Source organism: Bosea sp. PAMC 26642 (assembly GCF_001562255.1).
Classification (GTDB): Bacteria; Pseudomonadota; Alphaproteobacteria; order Rhizobiales; family Beijerinckiaceae; genus Allobosea.
Genome location: NZ_CP014301.1, coordinates 1,550,240 through 1,575,023 on the forward strand (window position 1 = coordinate 1,550,240; position 24,784 = coordinate 1,575,023).

Annotated in this window: 21 protein-coding genes; 13 read left to right on the plus strand and 8 right to left on the minus strand. The window is 66.4% G+C overall.

What is annotated here, in order from left to right:
- Positions 1–62: 62 nt before the first annotated feature.
- Both glmU and glmS read left to right on the plus strand, forming a co-directional pair.
- Positions 63–1,436 carry a bifunctional UDP-N-acetylglucosamine diphosphorylase/glucosamine-1-phosphate N-acetyltransferase GlmU gene (glmU, locus tag AXW83_RS07255; protein ID WP_066611911.1) on the plus strand — a complete coding sequence of 458 codons (1,374 nt, stop codon included), beginning with the start codon at positions 63–65 and terminating at the stop codon, positions 1,434–1,436.
- 113 nt (positions 1,437–1,549) lie between these two features.
- Positions 1,550–3,376: a glutamine--fructose-6-phosphate transaminase (isomerizing) gene (gene glmS / locus AXW83_RS07260; RefSeq protein WP_066611912.1), complete on the plus strand. Its 1,827-nt coding sequence runs from the start codon at positions 1,550–1,552 to the stop codon at positions 3,374–3,376.
- 4 nt (positions 3,377–3,380) lie between these two features.
- Here glmS and AXW83_RS07265 read toward each other — a convergent pair whose 3' ends face one another.
- Complete coding sequence (locus AXW83_RS07265; RefSeq protein ID WP_066611913.1) at positions 3,381–3,767, minus strand: YbaN family protein; 387 nt, start codon at positions 3,765–3,767, stop codon at positions 3,381–3,383.
- A gap of 53 nt (positions 3,768–3,820) precedes the next feature.
- On the opposite strand from AXW83_RS07265, the gene AXW83_RS07270 reads away from it, so the two are divergent.
- The 3 genes from AXW83_RS07270 (at position 3,821) to AXW83_RS07280 (ending at position 5,186) form a co-directional block, all read left to right on the plus strand.
- Entirely contained in the window at positions 3,821–4,054 is a 234-nt protein-coding gene (locus AXW83_RS07270; RefSeq protein WP_066620040.1) for a DUF433 domain-containing protein, read from the plus strand.
- A gap of 77 nt (positions 4,055–4,131) precedes the next feature.
- Complete coding sequence (locus AXW83_RS28230) at positions 4,132–4,389, plus strand: DUF5615 family PIN-like protein (protein WP_442855245.1); 258 nt, start codon at positions 4,132–4,134, stop codon at positions 4,387–4,389.
- Positions 4,390–4,454: 65 nt separating this feature from the next.
- Positions 4,455–5,186, plus strand: a complete 732-nt coding sequence (locus AXW83_RS07280; protein ID WP_066611916.1) for a DUF502 domain-containing protein — start codon at positions 4,455–4,457, stop codon at positions 5,184–5,186.
- Here AXW83_RS07280 and recG read toward each other — a convergent pair.
- Positions 5,164–7,266, minus strand: a complete 2,103-nt coding sequence (gene recG, locus AXW83_RS07285; RefSeq protein ID WP_066611918.1) for an ATP-dependent DNA helicase RecG — start codon at positions 7,264–7,266, stop codon at positions 5,164–5,166. The two genes, AXW83_RS07280 and recG, sit on opposite strands and share 23 nt — an antisense overlap.
- Positions 7,267–7,414: 148 nt before the next feature.
- Between recG and AXW83_RS07290 the strand changes: the two genes are divergently transcribed.
- Entirely contained in the window at positions 7,415–7,711 is a 297-nt protein-coding gene (locus AXW83_RS07290; protein WP_066611920.1) for an FAD assembly factor SdhE, read from the plus strand.
- Positions 7,712–7,872: 161 nt separating this feature from the next.
- Positions 7,873–11,421 (plus strand): transcription-repair coupling factor, encoded by a 3,549-nt coding sequence (gene mfd, locus AXW83_RS07295; RefSeq protein ID WP_066611921.1) that lies wholly within the window; start codon positions 7,873–7,875, stop codon positions 11,419–11,421.
- A 9-nt stretch (positions 11,422–11,430) separates the two neighbouring features.
- Here the strand turns inward: mfd and AXW83_RS07300 are convergent, their stop codons facing one another.
- Together AXW83_RS07300 and AXW83_RS07305 are read right to left on the minus strand one after the other, a co-directional pair.
- Positions 11,431–12,450, minus strand: coding sequence for an AMP-binding protein (locus AXW83_RS07300; protein ID WP_066611922.1), 1,020 nt, complete (start codon positions 12,448–12,450; stop codon positions 11,431–11,433).
- Positions 12,451–12,459: 9 nt separating this feature from the next.
- A complete protein-coding gene (locus AXW83_RS07305) occupies positions 12,460–14,181 on the minus strand; it encodes an extracellular solute-binding protein (RefSeq protein ID WP_236841848.1) in 1,722 nt (573 codons plus the stop codon).
- Between the two features lie 377 nt (positions 14,182–14,558).
- On the opposite strand from AXW83_RS07305, the gene AXW83_RS07310 reads away from it, so the two are divergent.
- The gene (locus AXW83_RS07310; RefSeq protein ID WP_066611924.1) at positions 14,559–15,356 is read left to right on the plus strand and encodes an invasion associated locus B family protein; all 798 of its coding nucleotides are present in this window, start codon (positions 14,559–14,561) and stop codon (positions 15,354–15,356) included.
- Positions 15,357–15,490: 134 nt separating this feature from the next.
- Here AXW83_RS07310 and hspQ read toward each other — a convergent pair whose 3' ends face one another.
- Complete coding sequence (gene hspQ, locus AXW83_RS07315; RefSeq protein ID WP_066611925.1) at positions 15,491–15,820, minus strand: heat shock protein HspQ; 330 nt, start codon at positions 15,818–15,820, stop codon at positions 15,491–15,493.
- A gap of 115 nt (positions 15,821–15,935) precedes the next feature.
- Positions 15,936–16,985 carry an HpcH/HpaI aldolase/citrate lyase family protein gene (locus AXW83_RS07320; RefSeq protein ID WP_066611929.1) on the minus strand — a complete coding sequence of 350 codons (1,050 nt, stop codon included), beginning with the start codon at positions 16,983–16,985 and terminating at the stop codon, positions 15,936–15,938.
- Between the two features lie 302 nt (positions 16,986–17,287).
- Here AXW83_RS07320 and AXW83_RS07325 point away from each other — a divergent pair, with 302 nt between their 5' ends.
- Both AXW83_RS07325 and AXW83_RS07330 read left to right on the plus strand, forming a co-directional pair.
- Positions 17,288–18,259, plus strand: coding sequence for an AEC family transporter (locus tag AXW83_RS07325; protein WP_066611936.1), 972 nt, complete (start codon positions 17,288–17,290; stop codon positions 18,257–18,259).
- A gap of 15 nt (positions 18,260–18,274) precedes the next feature.
- Positions 18,275–19,426, plus strand: coding sequence for a CaiB/BaiF CoA transferase family protein (locus AXW83_RS07330; RefSeq protein ID WP_066611940.1), 1,152 nt, complete (start codon positions 18,275–18,277; stop codon positions 19,424–19,426).
- A gap of 171 nt (positions 19,427–19,597) precedes the next feature.
- Here AXW83_RS07330 and AXW83_RS07335 read toward each other — a convergent pair whose 3' ends face one another.
- The gene (locus AXW83_RS07335) at positions 19,598–20,773 is read right to left on the minus strand and encodes a UbiH/UbiF family hydroxylase (protein WP_066611943.1); all 1,176 of its coding nucleotides are present in this window, start codon (positions 20,771–20,773) and stop codon (positions 19,598–19,600) included.
- 189 nt (positions 20,774–20,962) lie between these two features.
- On the opposite strand from AXW83_RS07335, the gene AXW83_RS07340 reads away from it, so the two are divergent.
- From AXW83_RS07340 to AXW83_RS07350, 3 genes are all read left to right on the plus strand, one after another.
- On the plus strand, positions 20,963–21,937 hold the full coding sequence (locus AXW83_RS07340) for a quinone oxidoreductase family protein (RefSeq protein ID WP_066611945.1): 975 nt from the start codon (positions 20,963–20,965) through the stop codon (positions 21,935–21,937).
- Positions 21,938–22,030: 93 nt separating this feature from the next.
- Positions 22,031–23,098: a hypothetical protein gene (locus tag AXW83_RS07345; protein ID WP_066611947.1), complete on the plus strand. Its 1,068-nt coding sequence runs from the start codon at positions 22,031–22,033 to the stop codon at positions 23,096–23,098.
- A gap of 65 nt (positions 23,099–23,163) precedes the next feature.
- Positions 23,164–23,400, plus strand: a complete 237-nt coding sequence (locus AXW83_RS07350) for a hypothetical protein (RefSeq protein ID WP_066611950.1) — start codon at positions 23,164–23,166, stop codon at positions 23,398–23,400.
- A 5-nt stretch (positions 23,401–23,405) separates the two neighbouring features.
- On the opposite strand, the gene rimO is transcribed toward AXW83_RS07350, so the two are convergent.
- Entirely contained in the window at positions 23,406–24,725 is a 1,320-nt protein-coding gene (gene rimO, locus AXW83_RS07355) for a 30S ribosomal protein S12 methylthiotransferase RimO (RefSeq protein WP_066611953.1), read from the minus strand.
- Positions 24,726–24,784 lie beyond the last annotated feature (59 nt).

Genomic DNA, 24,784 nt, shown 5'->3' on the forward strand with positions numbered 1-24,784 from the left:
GCGGCGACGGTGGCGTGGCGACGTTGCCAGTCGGCCGGGAATTTCCAAAGAGAGAGAGCATCATGACCCAAACGCCGTCGAGCCGGAGCTGTCTCGCGATCATCCTGGCGGCCGGCGAGGGCACGCGGATGAAGTCGCGCCGGCCCAAGGTGCTGCATGAGGTCGCCGGCCGCAGTCTGCTCGGCCACGCGCTCGAGGCCGTCTCTGGCGCCGGAGCTGACAAGATCGTCGTCGTGATCGGCCCGGATCGCGACGACGTCGCCGCAGCCGTGCACGAGCAGCGTCCGGAAGCCCAGATCGTGGTGCAGCGCGAGCGTCTCGGCACGGCCCATGCCGTGCTGGCGGCACGCGAGACGCTGGCGCTCGGCTTCGACGACATCATCGTTGCTTTCGCCGATACGCCGCTCGTGCGGCCGCAGACCTTTACCGCGATGCGCGCCGCCCTTGCGAACGGCGCGGCCATCGCGGCGCTCGGCTTCGAGGCGCGCGATCCAACGGGCTACGGTCGGCTCATCACCAGGGACGGCGCACTTGAGGCGATCGTCGAACATAAGGACGCCAGTGACCTGCAGCGCGCGATCAGCTTATGTTTCGCCGGATTGATGGCGCTCGACGGACAGCACGCACTCTCGATCTTAAAGGCGATCGGCGACGACAACGCCCAGGGAGAATTCTATCTGACCGAAGCCGTTGCGGTGGCGCGCGCGCGCGCGCTCAGGACGGTTGCGCATAACGCCGCTGAGAGTGAGGTTCAGGGCATCAATGACCGTGTGCAACTCTCTATGGCGGAAGCGGAGTTCCAGCGCCGCAAGCGGCTGGAGGTCATGGCAGCTGGCGCCTCGCTGACGGCGCCAGAGACCGTCTTCTTCAGCCACGACACCATCATCGGCCGCGATGTGCTGATCGAGCCCCATGTCGTCTTCGGCCCGCGCGTCAGCATCGCCGACGGCGCGGTGATCCACGCCTTCTCGCATCTCGAAGGCGCCACGGTGGGCGAGGGCGCCAATGTCGGTCCCTATGCCCGTCTCCGTCCGGGCGCCAAAATCGGCGCCAACGCGAAGGTCGGCAACTTCGTCGAGGTCAAGGCGGCCGACATCGGTGAAGGCGCCAAGGTCAGCCATCTCAGCTATATCGGCGATGCCAGCGTCGGCGCGAACGCCAATATCGGTGCGGGCACGATCACCTGCAATTACGACGGCTTCTTCAAATACCGGACGACGATCGGGGCCGGCGCCTTCGTCGGCTCGAACTCGTCGCTGGTCGCACCTGTCACGATCGGCGACGGGGCCTTCGTCGGCTCCGGCTCCGTGGTGACCGACGATGTCGCCCCCGACGCTCTGGCGATCGCGCGCGGCCGGCAGACCGTCAAGGGAGGCTGGGCCAAGGCCTTCCGCGAAACAGCCGCCGCCCGCAAGCAGGCCGCCAAATCGGACTGAAACACGGCGTTTCCGGCAAGCCTGCATTCATAGTTCGACATCCATAGTGATTGGGCATGTGTGCCGTTGCCCGCTATGCGGGGTTGCAACGGCCATTGCGGAAGAGGTGGGGCATGTGCGGCATCGTCGGGATTCTGGGCAAGGAAGCGGTCGCGACTCAGGTCGTCGAGGCTCTGCGGCGGCTTGAATATCGCGGCTACGATTCTGCCGGCGTCGCCACGCTGGAGAACGGCCTGCTCACCCGCCGCCGCGCCGAGGGCAAGCTCCGGAACCTGGAAATCCGTCTGTCCAACGAGCCGCTCGAAGGCCTGATCGGCATCGGCCATACCCGCTGGGCGACGCATGGCAAGCCCAACGAGACCAACGCTCATCCCCATGCCACCGCAAAGCTGGCGGTCGTCCATAACGGCATCATCGAAAATTTTCGCGAGCTGCGGGCCGAACTGCAGTCCGACGGCTACGTCTTTGCGACCGAGACCGACACCGAGATAGTCGCCCATCTCGTCACCCGCGAGCTCGATCGTGGCAAGAGCCCGACCGATGCGGTCGCCGCGTCTCTGCCACGCCTGCGTGGTGCATTCGCGCTGGCATTTCTGTTCCAGGGTGAGGAAGACCTCCTGATCGGCGCCCGGAAGGGCTCACCGCTGGCAGTCGGCATCGGCGACGGCGAGATGTATCTCGGCTCGGATGCGCTGGCGCTGGCGCCCTTCACCAATCTCATCGCCTATCTTGAAGAGGGCGATTGGGTCGTGCTTCATCGCAAAAGCGCGACCTTCTACGACAAGGCCAACAACCCGGTCGAGCGGCGCGCCCAGCGCGTTGCAGCCGGCGCGCTTCTGGTCGAGAAGGGCAACCACCGCCATTTCATGGCGAAGGAGATCTACGAGCAGCCCGAGGTCGTCGGCCATACGCTGACGCAGTATCTCGACATGGCGGCGGGCCGCGTGCGCTTGCCTTTCGCCGACAAGATCGACTGGACCTCGCTGTCCCGGCTTTCGATCGCGGCCTGCGGCACATCCTATTATGCTGGGCTGATCGCGAAATACTGGTTCGAGAGGCTCGCCCGCCTGCCGGTCGAGATCGATGTCGCCTCCGAGTTCCGCTATCGCGAAGCACCGCTTCCGGACAACGGGCTTGCCCTCTTCATCTCGCAGTCGGGTGAGACCGCCGATACGTTGGCCTGCCTGCGCTATGCTAGGCAGGAAAGGCAGGTGATCAGCGCGATCGTCAATGTCGCGACATCGACGATGGCACGCGAGAGCGACGTCGTCGCTCCGACGCTCGCCGGCCCCGAGATCGGCGTCGCCTCGACCAAGGGATTCACCTGCCAACTGGCCGCGTTGGCCTGCCTTGCGCTTGCCGCCGCCAGGGCGCGAGGGCATCTGTCGGCCGAGGACGAGGCCCGCCACGTCCAGAACCTGATTGCGTTGCCTGGTCTGATGGCGAATGCGCTGGCTCTGGAACCCCAGATCGAAAAGCTGGCTCGCGAACTCTCGAAGGCCAAGGACGTGCTCTATCTCGGCCGCGGCACGAGCTTTCCGCTGGCGCTCGAAGGCGCGCTGAAGCTCAAGGAAATCAGCTACATCCACGCCGAGGGCTATCCGGCTGGCGAACTCAAGCACGGCCCGATCGCGCTCATCGACGAGGCCATGCCGGTCATCGTCGTCGCGCCGCACGACGCGCTGTTCGAGAAGACCGCCTCGAACATGCAGGAGGTCGCCGCGCGCGGTGGTCGGATCATCCTGATCACCAACGCGAAGGGCGCGGCCGAATGCGGCATCGAGCCGGAGACCACGATCATCATGCCGGACGTGGATCCGACCTTCGCCGCGATCGTCTACGCGCTGCCGATCCAGATGATCGCCTACCAGACGGCAGTTTTCATGGGCAAGGACGCCGATCAGCCGCGCAACCTGGCGAAATCCGTCACGGTGGAGTGAGGCATCAGGTGCCCGTTTCCGGCCGGCTCGCCACATAGGCGCCGGCCGCGACCAGCCCTGCGCCGCTGACCCACAAGGCGATCGGGGGCGCGTCCGTGATCGCCAGCAGGGCGAAGCTTGCCGCCATCGAGCCGCAGGCGAGATACTTCGCCTTGCGGCCGATGCTCCTGGTATCGCGCCAGCGCCGCACATACGGACCGAGGCGAGGATGGTCGAGCAGCCATAGCTCAAAGCGCGGCGACGACTGCGAGAAGCACCAGGCGGCAAGGATCAGGAACACGGTTCCCGGCATCACCGGCAGGATCAGCCCGACCACGCCCAGCGCGGTGAAGACCCAGCCGGCGGCGAGAAAGATCAGACGTCGAAGGCGCCCGCTGCTATTATGCGGCATGACTTCTCCTGTTTGGCGAAGGCATGTGCCCGATCACTGGCGAGGAGACCGAGATGCATGACGAGGTCGATGGTCTCACCCAGCGTATCACGATCGAGCCAGGGAAACGGGGCGGCCGCCCCTGCATACGCGGGCTTCGCATTACGGTCGGCGACGTACTCGGCTGGCTGGCTTCAGGAATGAGCGAGGCGGAGATCATCGAGGACTTTCCTGATCTCGAACCCGACGACATACGGGCCTGCCTAGCTTATGCCGCAGCGCGCGAACGTATGACGAGAATCATCTGAATGGCCAAGCTGTTGCTCGACGAGAACCTGTCTCGCTTCTACGCTTTCTTGCTCACGATTTTCCGGGAAGCGCGCATATCTCGCAATTCCAAGCGTCCAGAAGATCCGACGACCGTGCGATCTGGCACCTCGCCCGCGATCAGGGCTACATCCTCGTCACTCACGACGCCGACTTCGCCGACATCAGTGCGCTGGAAGGAGCCCCGCCGGGCGTGATCTGGCTTAAGCTTGGCAATTGCACGAATGCTCGGATCATCGCCGAACTGACGCAGCGACGGGACAAGATCGAACTCGCCTTCGCAGTCGGAGACGTAGCGGTCCTTGAAATCCGCTGAGCCTGTTGGCACGTCTGTCGCTTGCTGGCGCATCAAGGCCAGATTCGCGTTCGATCGGACCCTGCATGACGCCCGCGCCGCTTGATCCCCGCCTCGTGATCCAGACCGATCTGCTGCGCCCGACCTTCGGCACGCGGCTGCGGCGCTATTTCCTGACCGGGCTGGTCATCGCCGCACCGTTGGCGATTACGGCGTCCGTGACATGGTGGTTCATCAATTTCATCGACGGGCTGGTCAAGCCGCTCATCCCCAACTCCTATCTGCCCGACAGCTATCTGCCGTTCCCGATTCCAGGCTTTGGCCTCGTGATTGGGTTGATCGGCCTGACACTGCTCGGTTTCATGACGGCGAACCTCGTCGGCCGCACGCTGCTCGATGCTGGCGAGGCGATCCTGAACCGGATGCCGGTGGTCCGCAGCCTCTACAAGGGCATCAAGCAGGTCTTCGAGACGATCTTCTCGCAAAGCGGCACGTCGTTCCGCAAGGTCGGCATGGTGCAGTTTCCGCAGCCGGGCATGTGGTCGATCGTCTTCATCGCTCAGGAGGCGGCACCCGAGATCGCCGGCAAGCTGCCCGACGGCCAAGAGCCAGGGCATGAGCAGATCGGCGTCTTCCTGCCCTGCACGCCGAACCCGACGACCGGCTTCTTCTTCTATCTGCCGCGCAGGGAGGTGGTGGAGCTTGATATCACCGTCGAGGACGGAGCCAAGCTCGTGATGTCGGCCGGGCTGATTCAGCCCGGCGAGGCTGTTTCGAAACTTATGCCGGGGACGGTCATCCCGCCCGCAGCAGCCTGATCGCGACGTCGCGCTCGAACAGATAGAGCAATGTCCTGACGGCCTCACCGCGCGGACCTTCCAGATGCGGGTCGCGCTCGATCAGGAGTCGCGCGTCGTCGCGCGCCGCCGCCAGCAGGTCGCCATCGGTCTCGGGTCTCGCGATCCGCCAGTCGGGCGAGCCCGATTGCTTGGTCCCGAGGACCTCGCCCTCGCCGCGCAGGCGCAGATCCTCCTCGGCGATGCGGAAGCCGTCCTCGGTCTCACGCATGATCGTCAGCCGCGCCTCGGCAACGGGGCCAAGCGGCCCCTTGTAGAGCAACAGGCAGGTCGAGGCGGCAGAGCCGCGCCCGATGCGCCCGCGCAGCTGGTGAAGCTGGGCAAGGCCGAAGCGCTCGGCATGCTCGATCACCATCACGCTGGCATTGGGCACATCGACGCCGACTTCGATCACGGTGGTGGATATGAGGATGCGCGTCTGCCCTGCGACGAAGGCCGCCATGGCTGCATCCTTATCACGGCCGGGCATCTGGCCGTGCAGCAGACCGACCTGATCGCCGAAAAATTCCCGCAGGGCCTCGAAGCGCTCCTGTGCCGCTGCGACATCGAGCAAATCCGATTCCTGCACCAGCGGACAGACCCAGTAGACCTGTGCGCCCGTCTCGATCGCACGGCCGATGCCGCCGACGACTTCGTCATAGCGGTCCAGTGACAGCGCCTTGGTCGCGATCGGCTTGCGGCCTGCCGGCTTCTCCGCCAGCACGGAAATATCCATGTCGCCGAACCAGGTCAGCGAAAGCGTGCGCGGGATCGGGGTTGCGGTCATGACGAGGATATCGACCGCTTCGCCCTTCGACCCGAGCAGCAGGCGCTGATGCACGCCGAAGCGATGCTGCTCGTCGACGATGGCGAGCGCGAGATCGCGGAAGGCGACGCCCTCCTGGAACAGCGCGTGCGTCCCCACCGCGATGGCGATCTCGCCGCTCGCCAGCCCCTCCAGAACGCGGGCGCGCCCCGGACCCTTGTCGCGGCCGGTCAGCAAGGCGAGCTTCAGGCCCGCAGCCTCCGCCAGCGGCAGCAGCCGCTCGGCATGCTGCCGCGCCAGGATCTCGGTCGGCGCCATCAGCACCGATTGCCGGCCTGCTTCGGCCGCTGCCGCCATCGCCAGCAGCGCGACCACGGTCTTGCCCGAGCCGACATCGCCCTGCAGCAGCCGCAGCATGCGCTCGGGCTTTTCCATGTCGTCATGGATATCCACGAGCGCCTGGCGCTGGCCATCCGTCAGCGTGAAGGGCAGGGCGGTCTCGATCGCGCGCCTGATCGCGCCATCGCCGGCGGTGGCGCGCCCGGCCGCCTTCTTCTGCTGGCGGCGTACCAGCGCAAGCGCGATCTGGCTCGCCAGCAATTCGTCATAGGCGACGCGGCGGCGCGCGACCGTGTCGCCCTCGATCGCCCTGAGATCGGGCGGGTGATGCAACGCCTGCATCGCCTGCGCGAAGGAAGGAAATCCGCTCTTCGCCAGAAAGCCGGGATCCTGCCACTCCGCCAGATCCGGGCATTTCTCGGCAGCCGCCGCCGCGATCCGCGTCATCACACGCGGGCCGATGCCTTCGGTCAGGCCATAGACCGGCTCGATCGCGGGCAGGGTGGCGGCGAGCTCCGGATCGAGCAGGCGGTCGGGATGCACCATCTGGCGCATCCCGTCCCAGAGTTCGAGTTTTCCGGAGATGATGCGATAGGCGCCGATCGGCATGGTCTGCAGCAGATGGCGGACATCGGCATGGAAGAAGACGAGCGTGACGTCGCCGGTCTCGTCTTCGACCAGGATGCGATAGGGCGCCTTCGCCTTGCCTGGCTGCGGCGGCCGGTGCTCGGTTACCTGTGCGTTGAAGGTCGCGATATCACCGATAGGTGCGTCGGCGATGCTTTGGCTGGGGCGCCGGTCGATGGCCCCGCTCGGCAGATGAAACAGCAAATCGACGACCCGCGCCGGCCTCGTCTCGTCGCCTAGAAACCGGTCCAGCAGCTTGCCGAGCTTGGGGCCGACGCCCGACAGTGTCGTGGCGGGAGCAAACAGCGGATCGAGCAAGGACGGGCGCAAAGGATGGCTCTCAGGCTGTTGTCAGGAGTGCGAAGATCGCGGGCGTTTCGCCGCTGACTTCGCCGGGTGGCAACGCTATATAACCCGCGACGGCAGGCTCCGCGACGGGGCCGGCCCTGTTTCCATTGCATAGTCCCGAGGTTCAGGAATGTCCGGCTCGACCCGTTCAAGCGCCGATCTCGACCCGCGCCGGCGAAAAATCCTGTTCCGCTCCTGGCATCGCGGCATGAGGGAGAACGACCTAATCATGGGGCGCTTCGCCGATGCCGAGATCGGCAATCTGAGCGAGGCTGATCTCGACGAGTTCGAGCGCCTGATCGAAGTGCTCGACCGCGATCTGATCTCCTGGATCACGGGGGAGGCACCGGTGCCGGAGAACTACGACACCGACGTGTTCCGGCGGCTGAAGGCCTTTCACCACCACGGCAAGCCGATTCATGTGTGACGTTCTGGATCATTCCGCGCGCCGTCATTCCGGGCGCAGCGAAGCGAAGACCCGGAATCCATCGTAGAGCTCAGTGCCCTTAGATGGATTCCGGATCGGCGCCGCTGCGCGGCTTGTCCGGAATGACGGCGCGAAATCGATCAGGACATTAGCAACACAGCATGAGCATCCCGCCTCCCGCCCAGCTCGCCAAACTCCAGAGCGACCGCATCCTCGACGCGCTGAACCGCGGCGACAAGCCGACGCTGGCCAGCGTGCCGGACGGGTTCGACGCCGTCATTCTCGCCGACCTGACCCGCGCACGCGCAAAAAAGGCCGAAGGCGCGGCTATGCTCGTCTTCGTCGCCCGCGACGGCCAGCGCCTGCAGGTGCTGGAGAACGCACTGCAATTCATCGCGCCCGATCTCGAGGTGATGTCCTTCCCGGCCTGGGACTGCCAGCCCTATGACCGCGTCTCGCCCGCGCCGTCCATCGTCGCCCACCGCATGACGACGCTGTCGCGGCTGGCCAAGACCAAATCCGGCGACAAGCCGCGTCTGCTGCTGACCACCGTCAACGCCGCGCTCCAGCGCGTGCCGGCCTTTTCCAAGGTCGCCTCGGAAAGCTTCTCGGCCGCGCCGGGCAACATGGTCGACACCGAGCAGCTCGCGCGCTGGCTCGATATGAACGGTTATCTGCGCACCTCGACCGTGCGCGAGACCGGCGAATTCGCGGTGCGCGGCGGCATCGTCGATCTCTATCCGCCGGGCATGCCGGCCCCGATCCGGCTCGATTTCTTCGGCGATACGCTGGAGTCGATCCGCACCTTCGATCCCGAGACGCAGCGCACGACGGGGCAGATGCGCGGGCTCGACCTCGTGCCGATGTCCGAGGCGCAGATGACGAGCGAGAGCATCAGGCGCTTTCGCCAGAGCTATATCGCCAACTTCGGCACGCCCGGCCGCGACGACACGCTCTACGAGGCGGTCAGCGAGGGCCGCAGGCCGGCGGGCCTCGAACACTGGCTGCCGCTGCTGGCCGAAAAGCTCGACACGCTATTCACCTATCTGCCCGACGTGCCGCTGGTGCTCGACCATCAGGCCGACGATGCGGTCGGCGAGCGCATCAGCCTGATCAAGGACTATTACGACGCCCGCAGGGCCGCGCTCGACCAGCCCAGCGCCGGCGGCATCCCCTACAAGCCGCTCAAGCCCGACGCGCTCTATCTCTCCCCGTCCGAATGGCGCGGCATCGTCGATCAGGCCGGCGTCGCGGCTCTGACGCCGTTCCAGCTTCCCGACAGCGACGGCAAGCTGATCGTCGATCTCGGCGCCCGTCAGGGCCGCAACTTCGCCGCCGAGCGCGCCGACAATGCCGGCAGCGTCTTCGATGCGGCTGTCGCCCATGTGAAGGCGCTGCAGGCCGATGGGCGCCGCGTCATCCTGTCGGCCTGGTCGGAAGGCTCGCGCGAGCGCCTGGCGCATGTGCTGGCCGATCACGGCCTCAAGACGGTCCAGACGACCGGCTCGCTGCGCGCCGCCTTCGATCTCAAGCCCGGCACGACGGCGCTGGCCGTCTGGGGTTTCGAAACCGGCTTCGAGGCCGGCAAGCTCGCGGTCATCGGCGAGCAGGACATCCTCGGCGACCGGCTGGTGCGTCCGCGCAAGAAGTCGCGCCGGCCGCAGGATTTCATCAACGAGCTGTCCTCGCTCAGCCCCGGCGATCTCGTCGTCCATGTCGATCACGGCATCGGCCGCTTCATCGGCCTGCGCACGATCACGGCAGTCGGCGCGCCGCATGACTGCCTGGAAATCCACTACGCGGCCGATTCGAAGCTCTTCCTGCCGGTCGAGAACATCGAACTGCTCTCGCGCTACGGCTCGGAGGACACCGACGTCCCGCTCGACCGGCTGGGCGGCGGCGGCTGGCAGGCGCGCAAGGCCAAGCTCAAGCAGCGCATCCGCGAGATGGCGGGCAAGCTGATCGCGATCGCCGCCGCCCGCGCGCTCAAGGAGGCTCCGCGCCTGATCCCGCAGGAAGGGCTCTACGACGAGTTCTGCGCCCGCTTCCCGTTCGAGGAGACGGAAGACCAGCAGGCGACGATCGACGCCGTGCTCGACGACATGGCGGCCGGCCGCCCGATGGACCGGCTGGTCTGCGGCGATGTCGGCTTCGGCAAGACCGAAGTTGCGCTCCGCGCTGCCTTCGCCTGCGCGCTCAACGGCAAGCAGGTCGCTGTGGTGGTGCCGACGACGCTTCTCGCCCGTCAGCACTATCGCAACTTCTCCGAGCGCTTCAAAGGTCTGCCCGTCCATGTCGGCCAAGCCTCGCGCTTCGTCGGCGCGCAGGACCTTAAGGCCGTCAAGACGGGCATCAAGGACGGCACGATGGACATCGTCGTCGGCACCCATGCGCTGCTCGGCAAGGCGATCGAGTTCAAGGATCTCGGCCTCGTCATCGTCGATGAGGAGCAGCATTTCGGCGTCAACCACAAGGAACGGCTGAAGGAGTTCCGCGCCGAGGTCCACATGCTGACGCTGACCGCGACGCCGATCCCGCGCACGCTCCAGCTCGCCATGACCGGCGTGCGCGAACTCTCGATCATCGCGACGCCGCCGGTCGACCGCCTGGCGGTCCGCACCTTCGTGACGCCCTTCGATCCGCTGATCGTCCGCGAGGCGCTGCTGCGCGAACGCTACAGAGGAGGACGGTCCTTCTATGTCGTGCCCCGCATCGAAGACATCTCCGACGTCAAGGACTTCCTCGATAAGCAGGTGCCCGAGGCCAAGGTCGGCATCGCTCATGGCCAGATGGCGGCAGGCCAGCTCGAGGACGTGATGACGGCCTTCTATGAGGGACAGTACGACGTGCTGCTCTCGACCACGATCGTCGAATCGGGCCTCGACATCCCCAACGCCAACACGCTGATCGTCCACCGCGCCGACATGTTCGGCCTCGCGCAGCTCTACCAGCTCAGGGGCCGTGTCGGCCGCTCGAAGATCCGTGCCTATGCGCTCTTCACCATGCCCGTGAACCGCAAGCTGACCGACCAGGCTGAGCGCCGGCTGAAAGTCCTGCAATCGCTCGATACGCTGGGCGCGGGCTTCCAGCTCGCCAGCCACGACCTCGATATCCGCGGCGCCGGCAACCTGCTCGGCGACGAGCAGTCCGGTCATATCAAGGAGGTCGGCTACGAACTCTACCAGCAGATGCTGGAGGAGGCAGTCGCGGCTCTGAAGTCGGGCGTCGATTTCGAGACCGATGCCCAATGGTCGCCGGCGATCCAGATCGGTGCGCCGGTGATGATCCCGGAACATTACGTCACCGACCTGACGCTGCGGCTGACGCTTTACAAGCGCCTGTCGACGCTCGACGACGACGGCGACATCCAATCTTTCGGCGCCGAACTCATCGATCGCTTCGGGCCGCTGCCCGAGGAGGTCCAGCAGCTTCTGGAGATCGTCGCGATCAAGGCTTTGTGCAAGCGCGCCAATGTCGAGAGGGTCGAGGCCGGCCCCAAGGGCATCATCGTCGCCTTCCGCGACAACGAGTTCGCCAATCCAGAAGGCCTCGTCTCATACGTTGCAAAGATCGGCACGCTGGCGAAGGTGCGCCCGGACATGCGCGTCGTCTTCATCGACAATTACGACACGGCAGAGCAGCGCCTGACCGGCACCCGCCGCCTGCTCACGGATTTAGCGCGGATCGCGGAGCGGAAGAAGGCGGCCTGAGCATGCTGGTCACCGCCGGCTGACCTCGATCTCCGCGGCCGAGCGCACCATGATATCGACGATCGCGACGTCCGGCCGGTCGATCGCGGGCAGGGCGCGCTCCTCGCCCCGGCGCTGTACGAAGACGAGACTGGAAATCGCGGCATGGCTCGCCAGTCTAGACCGCGCCAGCGCGGGCTCCATCGCACCTGGCAGCACCAGATGCACCGGGCGCCCGCCACTGACGCAGGCCTGCAGCTCGCCCAGGCTGAACAGGCCGAGCGGCAGCAGTTCGATACCGGTCAGCATCGCCATGCCGGGACCGCTGGCTAGCGCGGCGAGATCGCCGCCGACCAGCGTCGTCACGATGCGCGAGGATGAGAGCGGCTTGAGCAGCCGTGAAATCTCAAGCGCCTTGCCCAGCACGTCGCGCTCGGAGATGCGCAGAGGTCCGGCCAGCGTGCCCGCGTCGACGACCTGAAGCATCGGACGAACCACGTCCGCGGGTAGAGGATGCGAGGCCGGACTTTCCATCAGCCTGTCGAGCGGCGCCACGCCGTCGGGAATGTCGCTGCCGAAACCGCCGACGAAGCGCGTCCCGAACGAGCGCACGGCAAGATCGCGCAGCACCAACAGGGGCCGCATCTCGCCGATCCGGCCGACGCCCAGCGCCATCACCGCCTCCGACGCCTCCAACAGGCGCAGAAGCTCGGCCTCGTCGCCATGCAACGGCAACATCAGCGGCGACAGGCCGGCGCGCAGGCAAGCCAGCACGCAGACGATCGCCTCGACGCCGAGCGGCGCTAGGATCGCGACGCTGGCGCCGGGCTGCGCCCGGTTGATCGTCAGGAGCGAAGCCAGCCTGTCGATCCGGATGTCGAGTTCGGAAAAGCTCAGCGAGCCGGGGGCTTCGTCGCTCCAGCTGCGCCGGCCAGGAGGATCGCGCAATGCCGTCTCGTAGCCGCGCCCGCGCACCAGTGCTGCGAGCAGGGTGTCGAGGTCGAGCCCGTCGAGCAGGGCGGACGCGGCCTCATCCTGGTCAGCCTGCATCGCAGCCCCTCAATTCGCCGGGGCCGGCGACGCGGGAGCGCGGGCCAGCACTTCGTTGGACAGGAAATAGGCCGGCGGCCGCGCCGGCAGAACGATGTCTCGGCCATGCGCCAGCCAGGTCTCGGACAGGTAGTAGAGCGGCACGACGTAGAAGCCCGAGATCAGCAGCCGGTCGAGCGCCCGTACCGAGGCGACGAAATCCTCGCGCTGCCGCGCGCCCAGCATCGCTTTCAGCACGGCATCGACCGCAGGCGAACGCACGCCGGCATAATTCAGCGCACCCTTGCGGTCGGCGTTGCTGGAATCCCAGCGCCCGATCTGCTCGTTGCCGGGCGAGGCCGAGGCCGGCCAGGTCCACTGGACCATGTCAAAATCGAAGCCTGCGAGCCGGCGCCAGTACTGCACGTCGTCGATCAGCCGGACGGTGACGCCGACCCCGATACGCCCGAGCGTACTGGCGAAGTTCAGCGCCAGCCGTTCCTGCGGCCGGCTCGTCACGGTGATCTCGAAGGCCAGCGGCTCGCCGCCCGCTCCCTTGCGCAATGTCCCGTCCTGCAGCGTAAATCCCGCCGCCTTGAGCAGGTCGAGCGCCTTGCGCGCCTGATCGCGATCGCGGCCCGACCCGTCGGATGCCGACGGCACCCAGGTTCCGGCGAGGATGTCCTCGCGCACGCTGCCGGCGAATGGAGCCAGCAAGGCGACCTCGCGAGGATCGGCCGGGACGCCCAGCGACGACAACTCGGAATCGGAAAAGAAGCTTCCCGCCCGCCGATAGACGCCGTTGAACAGGTTGCGATTGACCCATTCGAAGTCGAACATCATCCCCAACGCCTCGCGCACGCGGATATCCGCGAAGATGGCGCGGCGGGTGTTGAAGACGAAGCCGGTCATGCCCTTGGGCGACTGGAAGCGCAGGGCCTCGCGCACGATCCGCCCGTCGCGTACGGCCGGCACGTCGTAGCCGGTTATCCAGCGGGTCGGGTCGCCTTCCAGACGGACATCGTAGAGCCCGGCCTTGAAGGCCTCGAACAGCGCATTGGCATCGCGGTAGAAATCGTAGCGGATCTCGTCGGCATTGAAGAGCCCGCGCGTCAGCGGGTGGTCCTCCGCCCAGAAATCGCCGCGGCGCTTCAAGGTCAGCGCCTCGCCCGGCCTGACCTCGCTCACGACATAGGGGCCCGACCCCAGCGCCGGCCTGAAACTGGTCTCGCCGAAACGCCCGGCATCGGTCGCGTGTTTTGCGAAGATCGGCATCGCGCCGATGACAAGCGGCAATTCGCGATTGCTACCGTCGCCGAGGTCGAAGACGACGCGGGACGGCGAGGGCGCCTCGACCTTCGTCACCCGCCCCAGGCTGGAGCGGTGGAACGGCTTGCCCTTGGCTTTCAGCATCTCGAAGGTGAAGACGACGTCTTCGGAGGTCACGGGCCTGCCGTCCGAAAAACGGGCGCGCGGGTCGATCTCGAAGGCGAGCCGGGTGCGCGCCTCGTCGAGTTCCACGCGCGAGGCCAGCAGCCCATAGGCCGTGAAGGGCTCGTCGGCCGAACGGAACAGCAAACTCTGCTGGACATAGCGCGGCACCGCATCGGGCGCGACGCCCAGCACGACCAGCGGGTTGAGACTGTCGAAGGTGCCCTGCAGCCCAAAAACGATGCGACCGCCCTTGGGTGCTTTCGGGTCTGAATAGGGCAGATGGGCAAAGCCCGCCTCCAGCGCCGGTAATCCATGCATGGCGATGGCGTGATGGACTCCGCCGCTGGCGGATTCGGCGTGGGACGACCCGCTCACCGCAAGCGTGAGCGCTAGACCGACCAGCAATTGTCCCGTCGCGCTGGTTACCGCACGGGCCGTTCGATACCAAGCCATCATCCGCCCTGATTCTGAGGCAGAAGAATAACATGACTTGAAGCGGGTTGCGCTGACGCTTCGGGCTGGAAACCCGCGACGGAACTCGCTAAACGCAACGCGAGTTGTCATTCAAACGCCTCAATCGCACTTGATGTGCAGCCCATCCCATTGGCTGTTGTTCGGATGCGGTCGAAACGTTGGGACTGGCGCGCGCGGCTTGCGAAGTCGTGATCCCGAATTCGCAGAGTAAGGAAAGATCAATGTCCGCTTCGTTTTGCCTGTCGCCGCGCGCACTCGGCGTCGCCCTGAGCGCCACGCTCGCTCTGTCGCCCGTGGCGGCCTTTGCCCAAGCGCAGCCACAGCAGCGTCCGGCCGCGCCGCGCCCGGCTACGCCTGCACAACCGGCCCAGCCCCCCGCGGCAGGCGCCGCCGCCGCGACCGGCCCGACCGTCGTGCAGGTCAAGCCCGAGCCGTCTCAGACAAGCTGGACGAAGGTTTGCGGCAAGGATCCGGCCGCCAACAAGGAAATCTGCTACACGACCCGCGATTTCGTCTCCGATCAGGGCCAGCCGGTGCTGGCGGTCGCGATCTACGACGTCAAGGGCGACCCCAACAAGATTGTGCGCTTCCTGATGCCGCTCGGACTGCTGCTTCAGCCGGGCATCCGCTTCGGCGTCGATACGGCCCAGCCGATCCCCGGCCGTTTTGCGATCTGCTTCCCCAATGGCTGCTTCGCCGAGGCGCAGGTCAAGGACGACTTCATCAACAGCATGAAGAAGGGCACGGCGCTAAGCGTCAGCGTCCAGAACCAGGGCGCTCGCGAAGTCTCCTTCTCGATCCCGCTGGCCGATTTCGCCAAGGGCTTCGACGGCGCCCCGATCGACCCGAAGGTTCTCGAAGACCAACAGAAGCAGCTGCAGGACGAGCTTGCCAAGCGCCAGGACGAACTGCGCCAGCGTCTCGGCGGCAGCGGCGCCAACGCGACCCCTGGCGCTGCCCCGGCTCCCGCGCCCACGCTTCCAGGCGTTCCAGGTGCGGCGCCGGCCCCGCGCCCCTGATCGCCTAGCGGCAACCCCAGCCAAACAAAAAGGCCGGCCCCTCGCGGGGCCGGCTTTTTTAATCGGGAAACCAGAAGGCGCAGAGCCCGTATCGAATTCGCTCCGGCCGATGGAGTAGAATCTCGTAAGCGCTTTCAGTTCAGCCCGGCCCGGTCGATCGTGTAGCGCCCCTTGCGGTCGCGCCTGAAGAATTCCTTCGCCTGCGGATGCCGTATCGCCCGGCCCGACTCATCGACCACGAGATTCTGCTCGGAGACGTAAGCGACATACTCGGTCTCCTCGTTCTCGGCGAAGAGATGGTAGAAGGGCTGGTCCTTGGAGGGACGCAATTGCTCGGGGATCGCCATCCACCACTCATCGGTGTTGGCGAAGACCGGATCGACGTCGAAGATCACGCCCCGGAAGGGATAAACCCGGTGCTTGACCACCTGTCCGATCCTGAATTTTGCGGAACGTGATTCCATAGTCGATATCGTCCATCAGAGAGCGTTTTAGCGCCGGCTATCATGTTGCCTCGCGCTTGCGTTAGGATTGCGTCGCAATTGCGTCGAAATCAACCAGCTGGAGCCATGGCGAACATCACAGGCCATACTGTTCCGCCAAGGCCGGGTCGCGGCCGGCCACCTGTTTCGCCAGATCGACGATGACCTTGGCCTGTTTCCAGGTCGCGTCGTCCTGCATCTTGCCGTCGATCATCACGGCGCCCGATCCGTCCGGCATCGCCTCCAGAATGCGTATCGCGAAGGCGACCTCGCCGGGATCGGGGCTGAAGACGCGCTTGGCGATCGCGATCTGCGAGGGATGCAACGTCCAGGCGCCGGAACATCCGAGCAGGAAGGCGTTACGGAACTGCGCCTCGCAGGCCTCCGCATCCGAGAAATCCCCGAAAGGTCCATAGAACGGCTTGATCCCGGCCGCGGCACACGCATCGACCATCTTCGCCAGCGTGTAGTGCCAGAGATCCTGCTGGGCGACCGCCCGCGCCCCGCCATCGGGCGAGGCGTCGGCGATGACCTTGTATTCGGGATGGCCGCCGCCGACCCGCGTCGTCTTCATCGCCCGCGAGGCGGCGAGGTCCGCCGGACCCAGGCTCATCCCGTGCATGCGCGGCGAGGCGGTCGCGATCGTCTCGACGTTCTTGACGCCCTCGGCCGTCTCCAGGATCGCGTGGATCATGATCGGCTTGGGAAGGGCGTGCTTCGCCTCGAACTGCGCCAGCAGCTGGTCGACATAATGGATGTCCCACGGCCCCTCGACCTTGGGCACCATCACAACGTCGAGCTTGCCGCCGATCTGCGCCATGATCTCCGTGATGTCGTCGAGGAACCACGGCGAATTCAGCGCATTCACCCGCGTCCACAGGCCGGTCTTGCCGAAGTCGACGGCCTTGCCCATCGCGATGAAGCCGTCGCGCGCCGCCTGCTTGGCCTCGACCGGGATCGCATCCTCCAGATTGCCGAGCACGATATCGACCTGAGGCGCCAGTTCCCCGACCTTGGCTCGCACCTTCTCCAGATGCGGCGGCACGAAATGGATCATCCGCTCCAGTTTAAGTGGCAACTCCCGAAAGGGCTCCGGCGCGCCGATGGCGAGCGGACGAAAGAACTGGCGCGGCGTCTTGACGGTCATCGACGAACTCCACGATGCAACGCAACAAATCTGCCGGATGCCTCGCCCGGCGTCCATGGGCGATTGCGGCGGCGAGATAAAGGCCGGAGGTCGGGGCTGCTCAGGCGGACCAAATGCCTAGGAAATTACACCTATGATGAATTGAGGTAATAATTCCTAGGCATATTCTCCACGTCCTGTCCTGAGTGATGGGCCACCCGGCGTCGGCAGCCTTTGCGTCGTTCGACCTACAGGCTAGATGGCTCGCATCGCGGCCGTCGCCTTCCTTGACGCGCTGGACGCTGTCTCAGGTTTCCGCCCGCATGGCCGATCTCGCCAACATCCTGAACCTCGTCGCGCCCTTCTTCGGCTTGATCCTGCTCGGCTACCTGATCGGGCGTTATCGCCAGGCGCCCGAGGCGGGGCTCGCATGGCTGCAGTTCTTCCTGATCTATGTCGCCTTGCCGCCGCTGTTCTATCGGCTGATCGCCGACAAGCCGGTCACCGAACTTGCCAATGGCCGCTTCATTCTCGCGACCACGCTGTCGACATTCCTCGCCTTCGCGCTGTCCTTCGCGATCGGAATGAGAGCGACCGGCCGCGATATCCCGCAGTCGGTGATGCAGGGCGTCGCCGGCTCCTATTCGAATACGGGCTATATGGGGCCGCCCCTGCTGCTCGCGGCGCTCGGTCCCGCCGCGAGCGCGCCGCTCGTCCTGATCTTCGTCTTCGACAGCGTGCTGCTGTTCTCGCTGATCCCGTTCCTGATGGCGATCGCCGGCGTCGAGAAGAAAAGCCCGCTCGCCACGGCCCGTCAGGTCGCCTGGCAAGTTCTGACGCATCCCTTCAATATCGCGACGCTGCTCGGCGTGCTCGCTGCTTATGCGCATTACGAATTGCCGACGGCGCTCGACAAGATGACGCTGTGGCTGGCGCAGGCGGCGGCGCCCTGCGCGCTCTTCCTGCTCGGTGTCACGGTCGCGCTGCGGCCGATCAAGGCAGTCCCCGCCGAAGTGCCGGTGCTGGTCGCGATCAAGCTCGTGCTGCATCCGCTGCTGGTCTGGGCGCTGCTCTCGGCGATCGGCGATTTTCCCGATATCTGGATCTTCACCGCCGTCATCATGGCAGCGCTGCCGCCGGCGCTGAACATCTTCGTGATCGCAACGCAGTACCGCGTCGGCGTCGAACGCGCCTCGACCTGCATCCTCGTCGGCACCATCGTCTCGATGGCTACGCTGACGGGCTTCCTGTGGCTGGTGAAGACGGGCAGGATGGCGGCCGACCTGTTTCCCTGACAGCGCGAGAAGCCGATGCTGCCGCTGGACGACCTCTCGGTCCTGGATTTCTCAACGCTGCTGCCCGGCCCATTGGCGAGCCTGTTCCTGTCGGAGGCGGGCGCGACGGTGATCAAGATCGAGCGCCCCGGCGGCGAGGACATGCGCCGCTTCCCGCCACGCTTCGGCGAGACCTCGGCACCGTTTGCGGTGCTGAACCGGGGCAAGGCCAGCATCGAACTCGATCTGAAGGCGCCCGATGCCGTCGCGCGCCTGACCCCGCTGATCGCACGTGCCGATATCCTGATCGAGCAGTTCCGGCCTGGCGTGATGAAGAGGCTGGGCCTCGGCTACGACGCACTGAAAGCACTCAATCCACGTTTGATCTACTGCTCGATCAGCGGCTACGGCCAGACCGGGCCGCGCGCCCAGGAGGCCGGCCACGACATCAACTATCAGGCGATCGGCGGCCTACTTGGGCAGTCTCTTGCACGCGGCGCACCGCCGCCGCTGCCACCGCCTCTGGTCGCCGATATCGGCGGCGGCACCATGCCCGCCTTGCTCAACATCCTGCTCGCCCTGCGCCAGCGCGAGCGCAGCGGGCAGGGCTGCCATCTCGACATCGCGATGAGCGACGCCATGCCCGCTTTCGCCTGGTACGGGCTGGCGCAGGGTCAGGCGGGCGGGCACTACCCGGCGGGCGGGCAGGGCCAGTTGACCGGCGGCAGTCCACGCTACGGCCTCTATGCGACACAGGACGGCTGGTTCCTCGCCGTCGGCGCGCTGGAGCAGAAGTTCTGGACGGTTTTTTGCGAGACGATCGCACTCGACGAAAGCCTGCGGGATGACAGCCGCGACGCCGCTTCGACACATGCTGCGATCACGAAGATCATCGCCAGCCGGCCTTCCGCAGACTGGCGTGCCGAACTGGAGCCGCGCGATTGCTGCTGCACCGTCGTCCGGACGCTCGCAGAGGCGATGAACGATCCTCACCTCACCGCGCGCGGCCTGCTCGACGCGCAGGCGCAGGAGCCCGGCGGGCGCCGCCTCGTCTCGACCCCGCTGCCGCTGGCGCCGGTGTTTCGCGAGCAGGCGGCGGCGCTGCGCGATGTCAGGGCGAGCGGCGCCGATACGCGGGATTGGCTCGCTGACGAGGAGAAGCCCGACCCGAGCCGGATGACCACGTGACCCAACCCCGTCATTCCGGGGCGCTGCAAAGCAGCGAGCCCGGAACCCATAAACTCGGATGGTGCCGGACGTAGCGTCACGCCGATCGCCCCATTCGGAACGGACAATGTCTATGGGTTCCGGGCTCTTCGCTACGCGAAGCCCCGGAATGACGGCGATGCTGCGACAAGATCAGCGCGCCGTGCCGCCGGCCAGCCCCTGCCGCATCACGAGTCGACGCAGCGGCCCGATCCGCGACAGCGCCAGCAGGCCGGCGCCGCGCAGCAGATCGGCCGGCAGCAGATCCGTAAGCAGGGTGCGGTTCAGCGCATCGACGGCGCCGGTGCGGAGCCGGACATCGGTGTGGCGGGCTGAATCGTAGCGGCTCATCGCCGCCTCTTCGCCGGGATCGTCGATCTCCCGCAGCGCCTCGCGCAAGGCGACGACATCGCGCAGGCCGAGATTGAGCCCCTGCGCACCGATCGGCGGAAAGACATGCGCGGCTTCGCCGATCAGCGCCATGCGCGGAGCAGCGAAACGCTCGACCGACAATCCCCCCATCGGCACCCGGCCGCGCGGCCCGTCGAGCGTCATCGCGCCCAGCAGCGAATGCGTTTGCCGTTCGACGCGGCGAGCAAAGGCGACATCGTCGAGCGCCGCCACCTGATCCGCCTCGGCGGGATCGAGCAGCCAGACCAGCGAAGAGCGCCGGCCGGGCAGGGGCACCAGCGTGCACGGACCCTTGCGAGTATGGAATTCGGTCGAGACCTCGCCATGCTCGCGCCGATGCGAGAACAGGCCTGTCAAAGCCACCTGCGGATAGCGCCACTCGCGCGCGCCGATCCCGGCGGCCACGCGCACCTGCGAGCGCCGCCCGTCGGCCCCGACCACGAGTTTGGCCCGCACGGGCGTAAAACCCTCGCCGCTCAGCGTCACCCCCTCTTCATCGGCGGCGATGTCGGCAACCAGATGAGGGATGAAACTGATTAGCGGGTTTCGTTTCGCCTCCGCCGCCAGCGCCTCGACCAGCACGGCGTTCTCGACGTTCCAGCCGAAGGCATCGAGTCCGACCTCGGAGGCGCGGAACTCGACCGGTGGCTGGCGGAACAGGCTGCCGGTATCGTCGACCAACCGCATCACCGAAAGCGGTGCGGCGACAGCCAACAGCGCTTCCCCGAGGCCCAGTTCGCCAAGCAGCCGCCAGGAGCCGTCGAGCAGCGCCACGGTGCGGCCGTCGCGTGCCGCGCCGATCGGCCCGAGCACGGCGACCCGCCTGCCTTCGCCGGCAAGCGCAAGCGCAGCGGCAAGGCCGACGGCCCCGGCGCCGACGATGGCGATCTCGACCTGCGATGCACCGGGCGTGTTCATGATCTCTGGCTAGCCGAAGACGCGGACCTTGACCATCGGCCCACTCGCCGCAGCCCGGCACTGCCGAATATGGCCCTTGGACAGACGAAGCGGACAGCGCCGCACGCCGGCCCGCTGCGCAGCCGGGACATTGCCTGCGACGGTAGCAAGTCACTATGGTCCGCCATCCAAACAGGGAGTTCGAAGTCCATGGTCAAAGCCATCCGCGTTCACAAGGTCGGCGGGCCCGAAGTGCTGCAGGTCGAGGATATTACCCTGCCGGCGCCCGGCCCCGGCGAGGTGCTCGTCCAGAACAGGGCCATCGGCCTGAACTTCATCGACACCTATTTCCGCTCGGGGCTCTATCCGGCGCCCCAAATGCCTTTCGTACCGGGCAATGAGGGTGCTGGCGAGGTCGTCGCCGTCGGGCCCAACGTCACGGAGTTCAAGCCCGGCGACCGCGTCGCCTATGTCGCGACACTCGGTTCTTACGCCGAGCAGCGCATCGTCGCGGTCAATTCCGTCGTGGCGCTGCCCGAGGCGGTCTCCTTCGAGGCGGCGGCCAGCATGATGCTCAAGGGCATGACGGCCGAATACCTGCTGCACCGGACCTACAAGGTCGGCCCCGGCGACACGATCCTCGTCCATGCAGCGGCCGGCGGCACCGGGCTGATCCTGTGCCAATGGGGCAGGGCGCTGGGCGCGACCGTCATCGGCACCGCCGGCTCGAAGGACAAGGCAGAATTGGCCATGGCGCATGGCGCCCATCACGTCATCCTGTATCGCGAGGAGGACTTTGTGGCGAAGGTGAAGGAGATCACCGGTGGTAAGCTCTGCAACGTCGTCTATGACGGCGTCGGCAAGGACACCTTCCTGCCGTCGCTGGATTGTTTGCGCCCCTTCGGCGTGCTGGCAAGCTTCGGCAACGCCTCTGGAGCGGTGGAACCCTTCAACCTCGGCCTGCTCGGCCCCAAGGGCTCGCTCTACGTCACGCGGCCGACGCTGTTTACCCATATCGCCACGCGCGCGACCATGGTCGAGATAGCGAGGAACCTGTTCGAGACCGTCGCCACCGGCAAGGTCAAGGTGCCCGTCAACGCCACCTTCGCACTGACGGACGTCGCCAATGCCCATCGCGCGCTGGAAGGCCGCGGCACGACCGGATCGACCGTCCTGATCCCCTGATCGGCGGGCCGCGACAATCCCGCCAAGATTTCCGCCTAAGCGAGAACCTGCGTCCGATCCGGGCGCAGGCTTTTCCGGAGCGGCGCAATCGCCATGAAGAGATTGATCATGGCGATCGCGCTGGTCTCGGTGGGCGCAGTGGTCGCTCCGCAGGCCTGGCGGCACTGGCAGATCGTCGCGGCCGCCGACGATCCCGTCGCGCTCAGTCAGCTGCGCCTCGACGAGGCACTGTCGCCCCAGCGAGTCATGGCAGAGATCGACGCAGCCATCACCGCCCGTGATTCCGACCTTGCGGCCAGCTTCGTCGCTCTGGCGATGGAGCGCGGTATCGTCATCCCTGCCGACCGGCACGCGGCGATCCGGGCGCTGGCCGAGCGGGCGCCTGTCGATGCCGTCGAGGATTTCGGCCATGGGCTGATCGCCGGCGACCGCGACAGCGGCGCCGCCATGGCGGGCGCAGTCGCGGGAGACCTGATCGGCTTCGGCGATCTGCGCGATCTCGCCGCCGAAGGGCGCAAATGGCTCGGCGGCGAGGCGATCGACCCGACCGTACTCGCATTGGCGGCGGGCGGTCTTGCGATCAGCGCTGCGACCATCGCCAGCATCGGCGCCGCGCTGCCTGCCAGAAACGGCCTCAGCGTCGTCAAGGCAGCAACGAAGGCCAAGCTGCTATCGCCTGCGCTGACCACCAGTTTGGCGCGGCTGACGCGCGATGCCGTGCACCGGCCGGCTCTGACGGCAAGCCTCGCGGCGGCCGCGAAATTCGACCTTGCCGCCTCGCGCACCGCCGCCGGTGCGATACTGAAGCCCGCGGCCCTGACCAGGCTGACGGCGCTCGGGCAGGATGCCGGTGGGCTTTATGCCCGCGCCGGCCAGCGCGGCCTGCGACAGGTCCTGGCCGTCGCAGACGATGCCGGCGACATCGCGAAGGCATCGAAACTTGCGGTCGCAAAAGGCGGCAGTTTTCGTGCCGTTCTCAAAGTGCTGGGACGCGGCGCACTGGTTCTGGGAGCGCTGAGCATGACGGCGATGGGCTGGCTTTTCGCGCTCGTCGGTTATGCGATTGCGGTGGCGATGCTGGCGCAGCGCTTCGGCTGGTGGTTGGGGCGCAGGCTGAAACCAGCCCCGAGACCGCAAACGGCGGAAATCCAGACGGCATGAACCGAAACGGCCTCTGACACGGCCAAGGCCGGAGCGTTGTTGCTTCCTGCCTTTCGGATCACGTCATGAAACGCCGCCTCCGCCTCGTCGGTCTCACACTTTCCTGCCTCACCGTCGCGACGGTCGCTCTCGCCCAGCAGTGCCCAAAGGTGAACTCCTGCGGCCTGACCGATGCCAGCGCAGATACTGTCTTGCACGCGCCTATGACCAAGGTCGAGAAGGCCCGTCTGACCCGCCCGATCGAAACGCGTGGCGTCCGCGACGCGGTCATCGTCCAGGTCGCGATCGCTCCGCCACGTTGAGGATGCTAGACCGCGACCCCATGCAGGTCATAGGCGTCGGCGCGCTCGATCTTCACCGTGACAATATCGCCTGCCCGGAGCGGCCGGCGGCTCGCGACGTAGACATTGCCGTCGATCTCGGGCGCGTCCCATTTCGAGCGCCCCTTGGCGACCGTCGGACCGGCCTCGTCGATGATGACCTGGATGCGCTTGCCGACGCGGTTCCTGACGATGCGCGTGCTGATCTCGGCCTGAGCCTTCATGAAGCGGTGCCAGCGCGCCTCCTTCTCGTCCTCGGGAACGAGCGGAAGCCCGAGGTCGTTGGCGGGCGCACCCTTCACCGGCTCGTATTTGAAGCAGCCGACGCGCTCGAGCCTGGCCTCCTTCAGCCAGTCGAGCAGGAACTGGACGTCCTCTTCGGTCTCGCCGGGGAAGCCGACGATGAAGGTAGAGCGGACGGCGAGGTCGGGACAGATCTCGCGCCATTTGCGCAGCCGGTCGAGCGTGCGGTCCTGATGAGCCGGGCGCTTCATCGCCTTGAGAACGTTGGGAGAGGCGTGCTGGAAGGGGATGTCGAGATAGGGCAGGATCAACCCCTCCTGCATCAGCGGGATGACCTCATCGACATGCGGATAGGGGTAGACATAGTGCATCCGCACCCAGACGCCCATCTGGCCGAGTTCGCGGGCGAGCTCGAAGAAGCGCGTGCGCACCTCGCGATCCTGCCACATCGACGGGGCGTATCTGATGTCGAGACCGTAGGCGCTGGTGTCCTGCGAGATCACCAGCAGTTCCTTGACGCCGGCCTTGACCAGCTTCTCGGCCTCGCGCAGCACCTCGCCGATCGGCCGCGAGACGAGATCCCCGCGTAGTTTCGGGATGATGCAGAAGCTGCAGCGATTGTTGCAGCCCTCCGAAATCTTGAGATAGGCGTAGTGGCGCGGCGTCAGCTTGATGCCGTGCTCCGGCACCAGATCGACGAAGGGATCGTGACGAGGCGGCACGGCGGCGTGCACGGCCGAAACCACGCTCTCATAGGCCTGCGGCCCGGTGATCGCGAGGAGGTTGGGGAAGGCGTCGCGGATCTGCTCGGGCTCGGCGCCCATGCAGCCGGTGACGATGACCTTGCCGTTTTCCGCCATCGCGGCGCCGATCGCCTCCAGCGACTCGGCCTTGGCACTGTCGAGGAAGCCGCAGGTGTTGACGATGACGAGATCGGCGCCGGCATGCGTCTTGGTGAGCTCATAGCCGCCCGAGCGCAGCGAGGTGATGATCCGCTCGGAATCGACCAGCGCCTTGGGACAGCCCAGGGAAACGAATGAAATCTTCGGCGCGACGGCGTTCATCGGCGGCAAACTCGGCGATCTGGAAAGGGCAGGGCGCGGCGCTGGCCAGCGCGCATGCC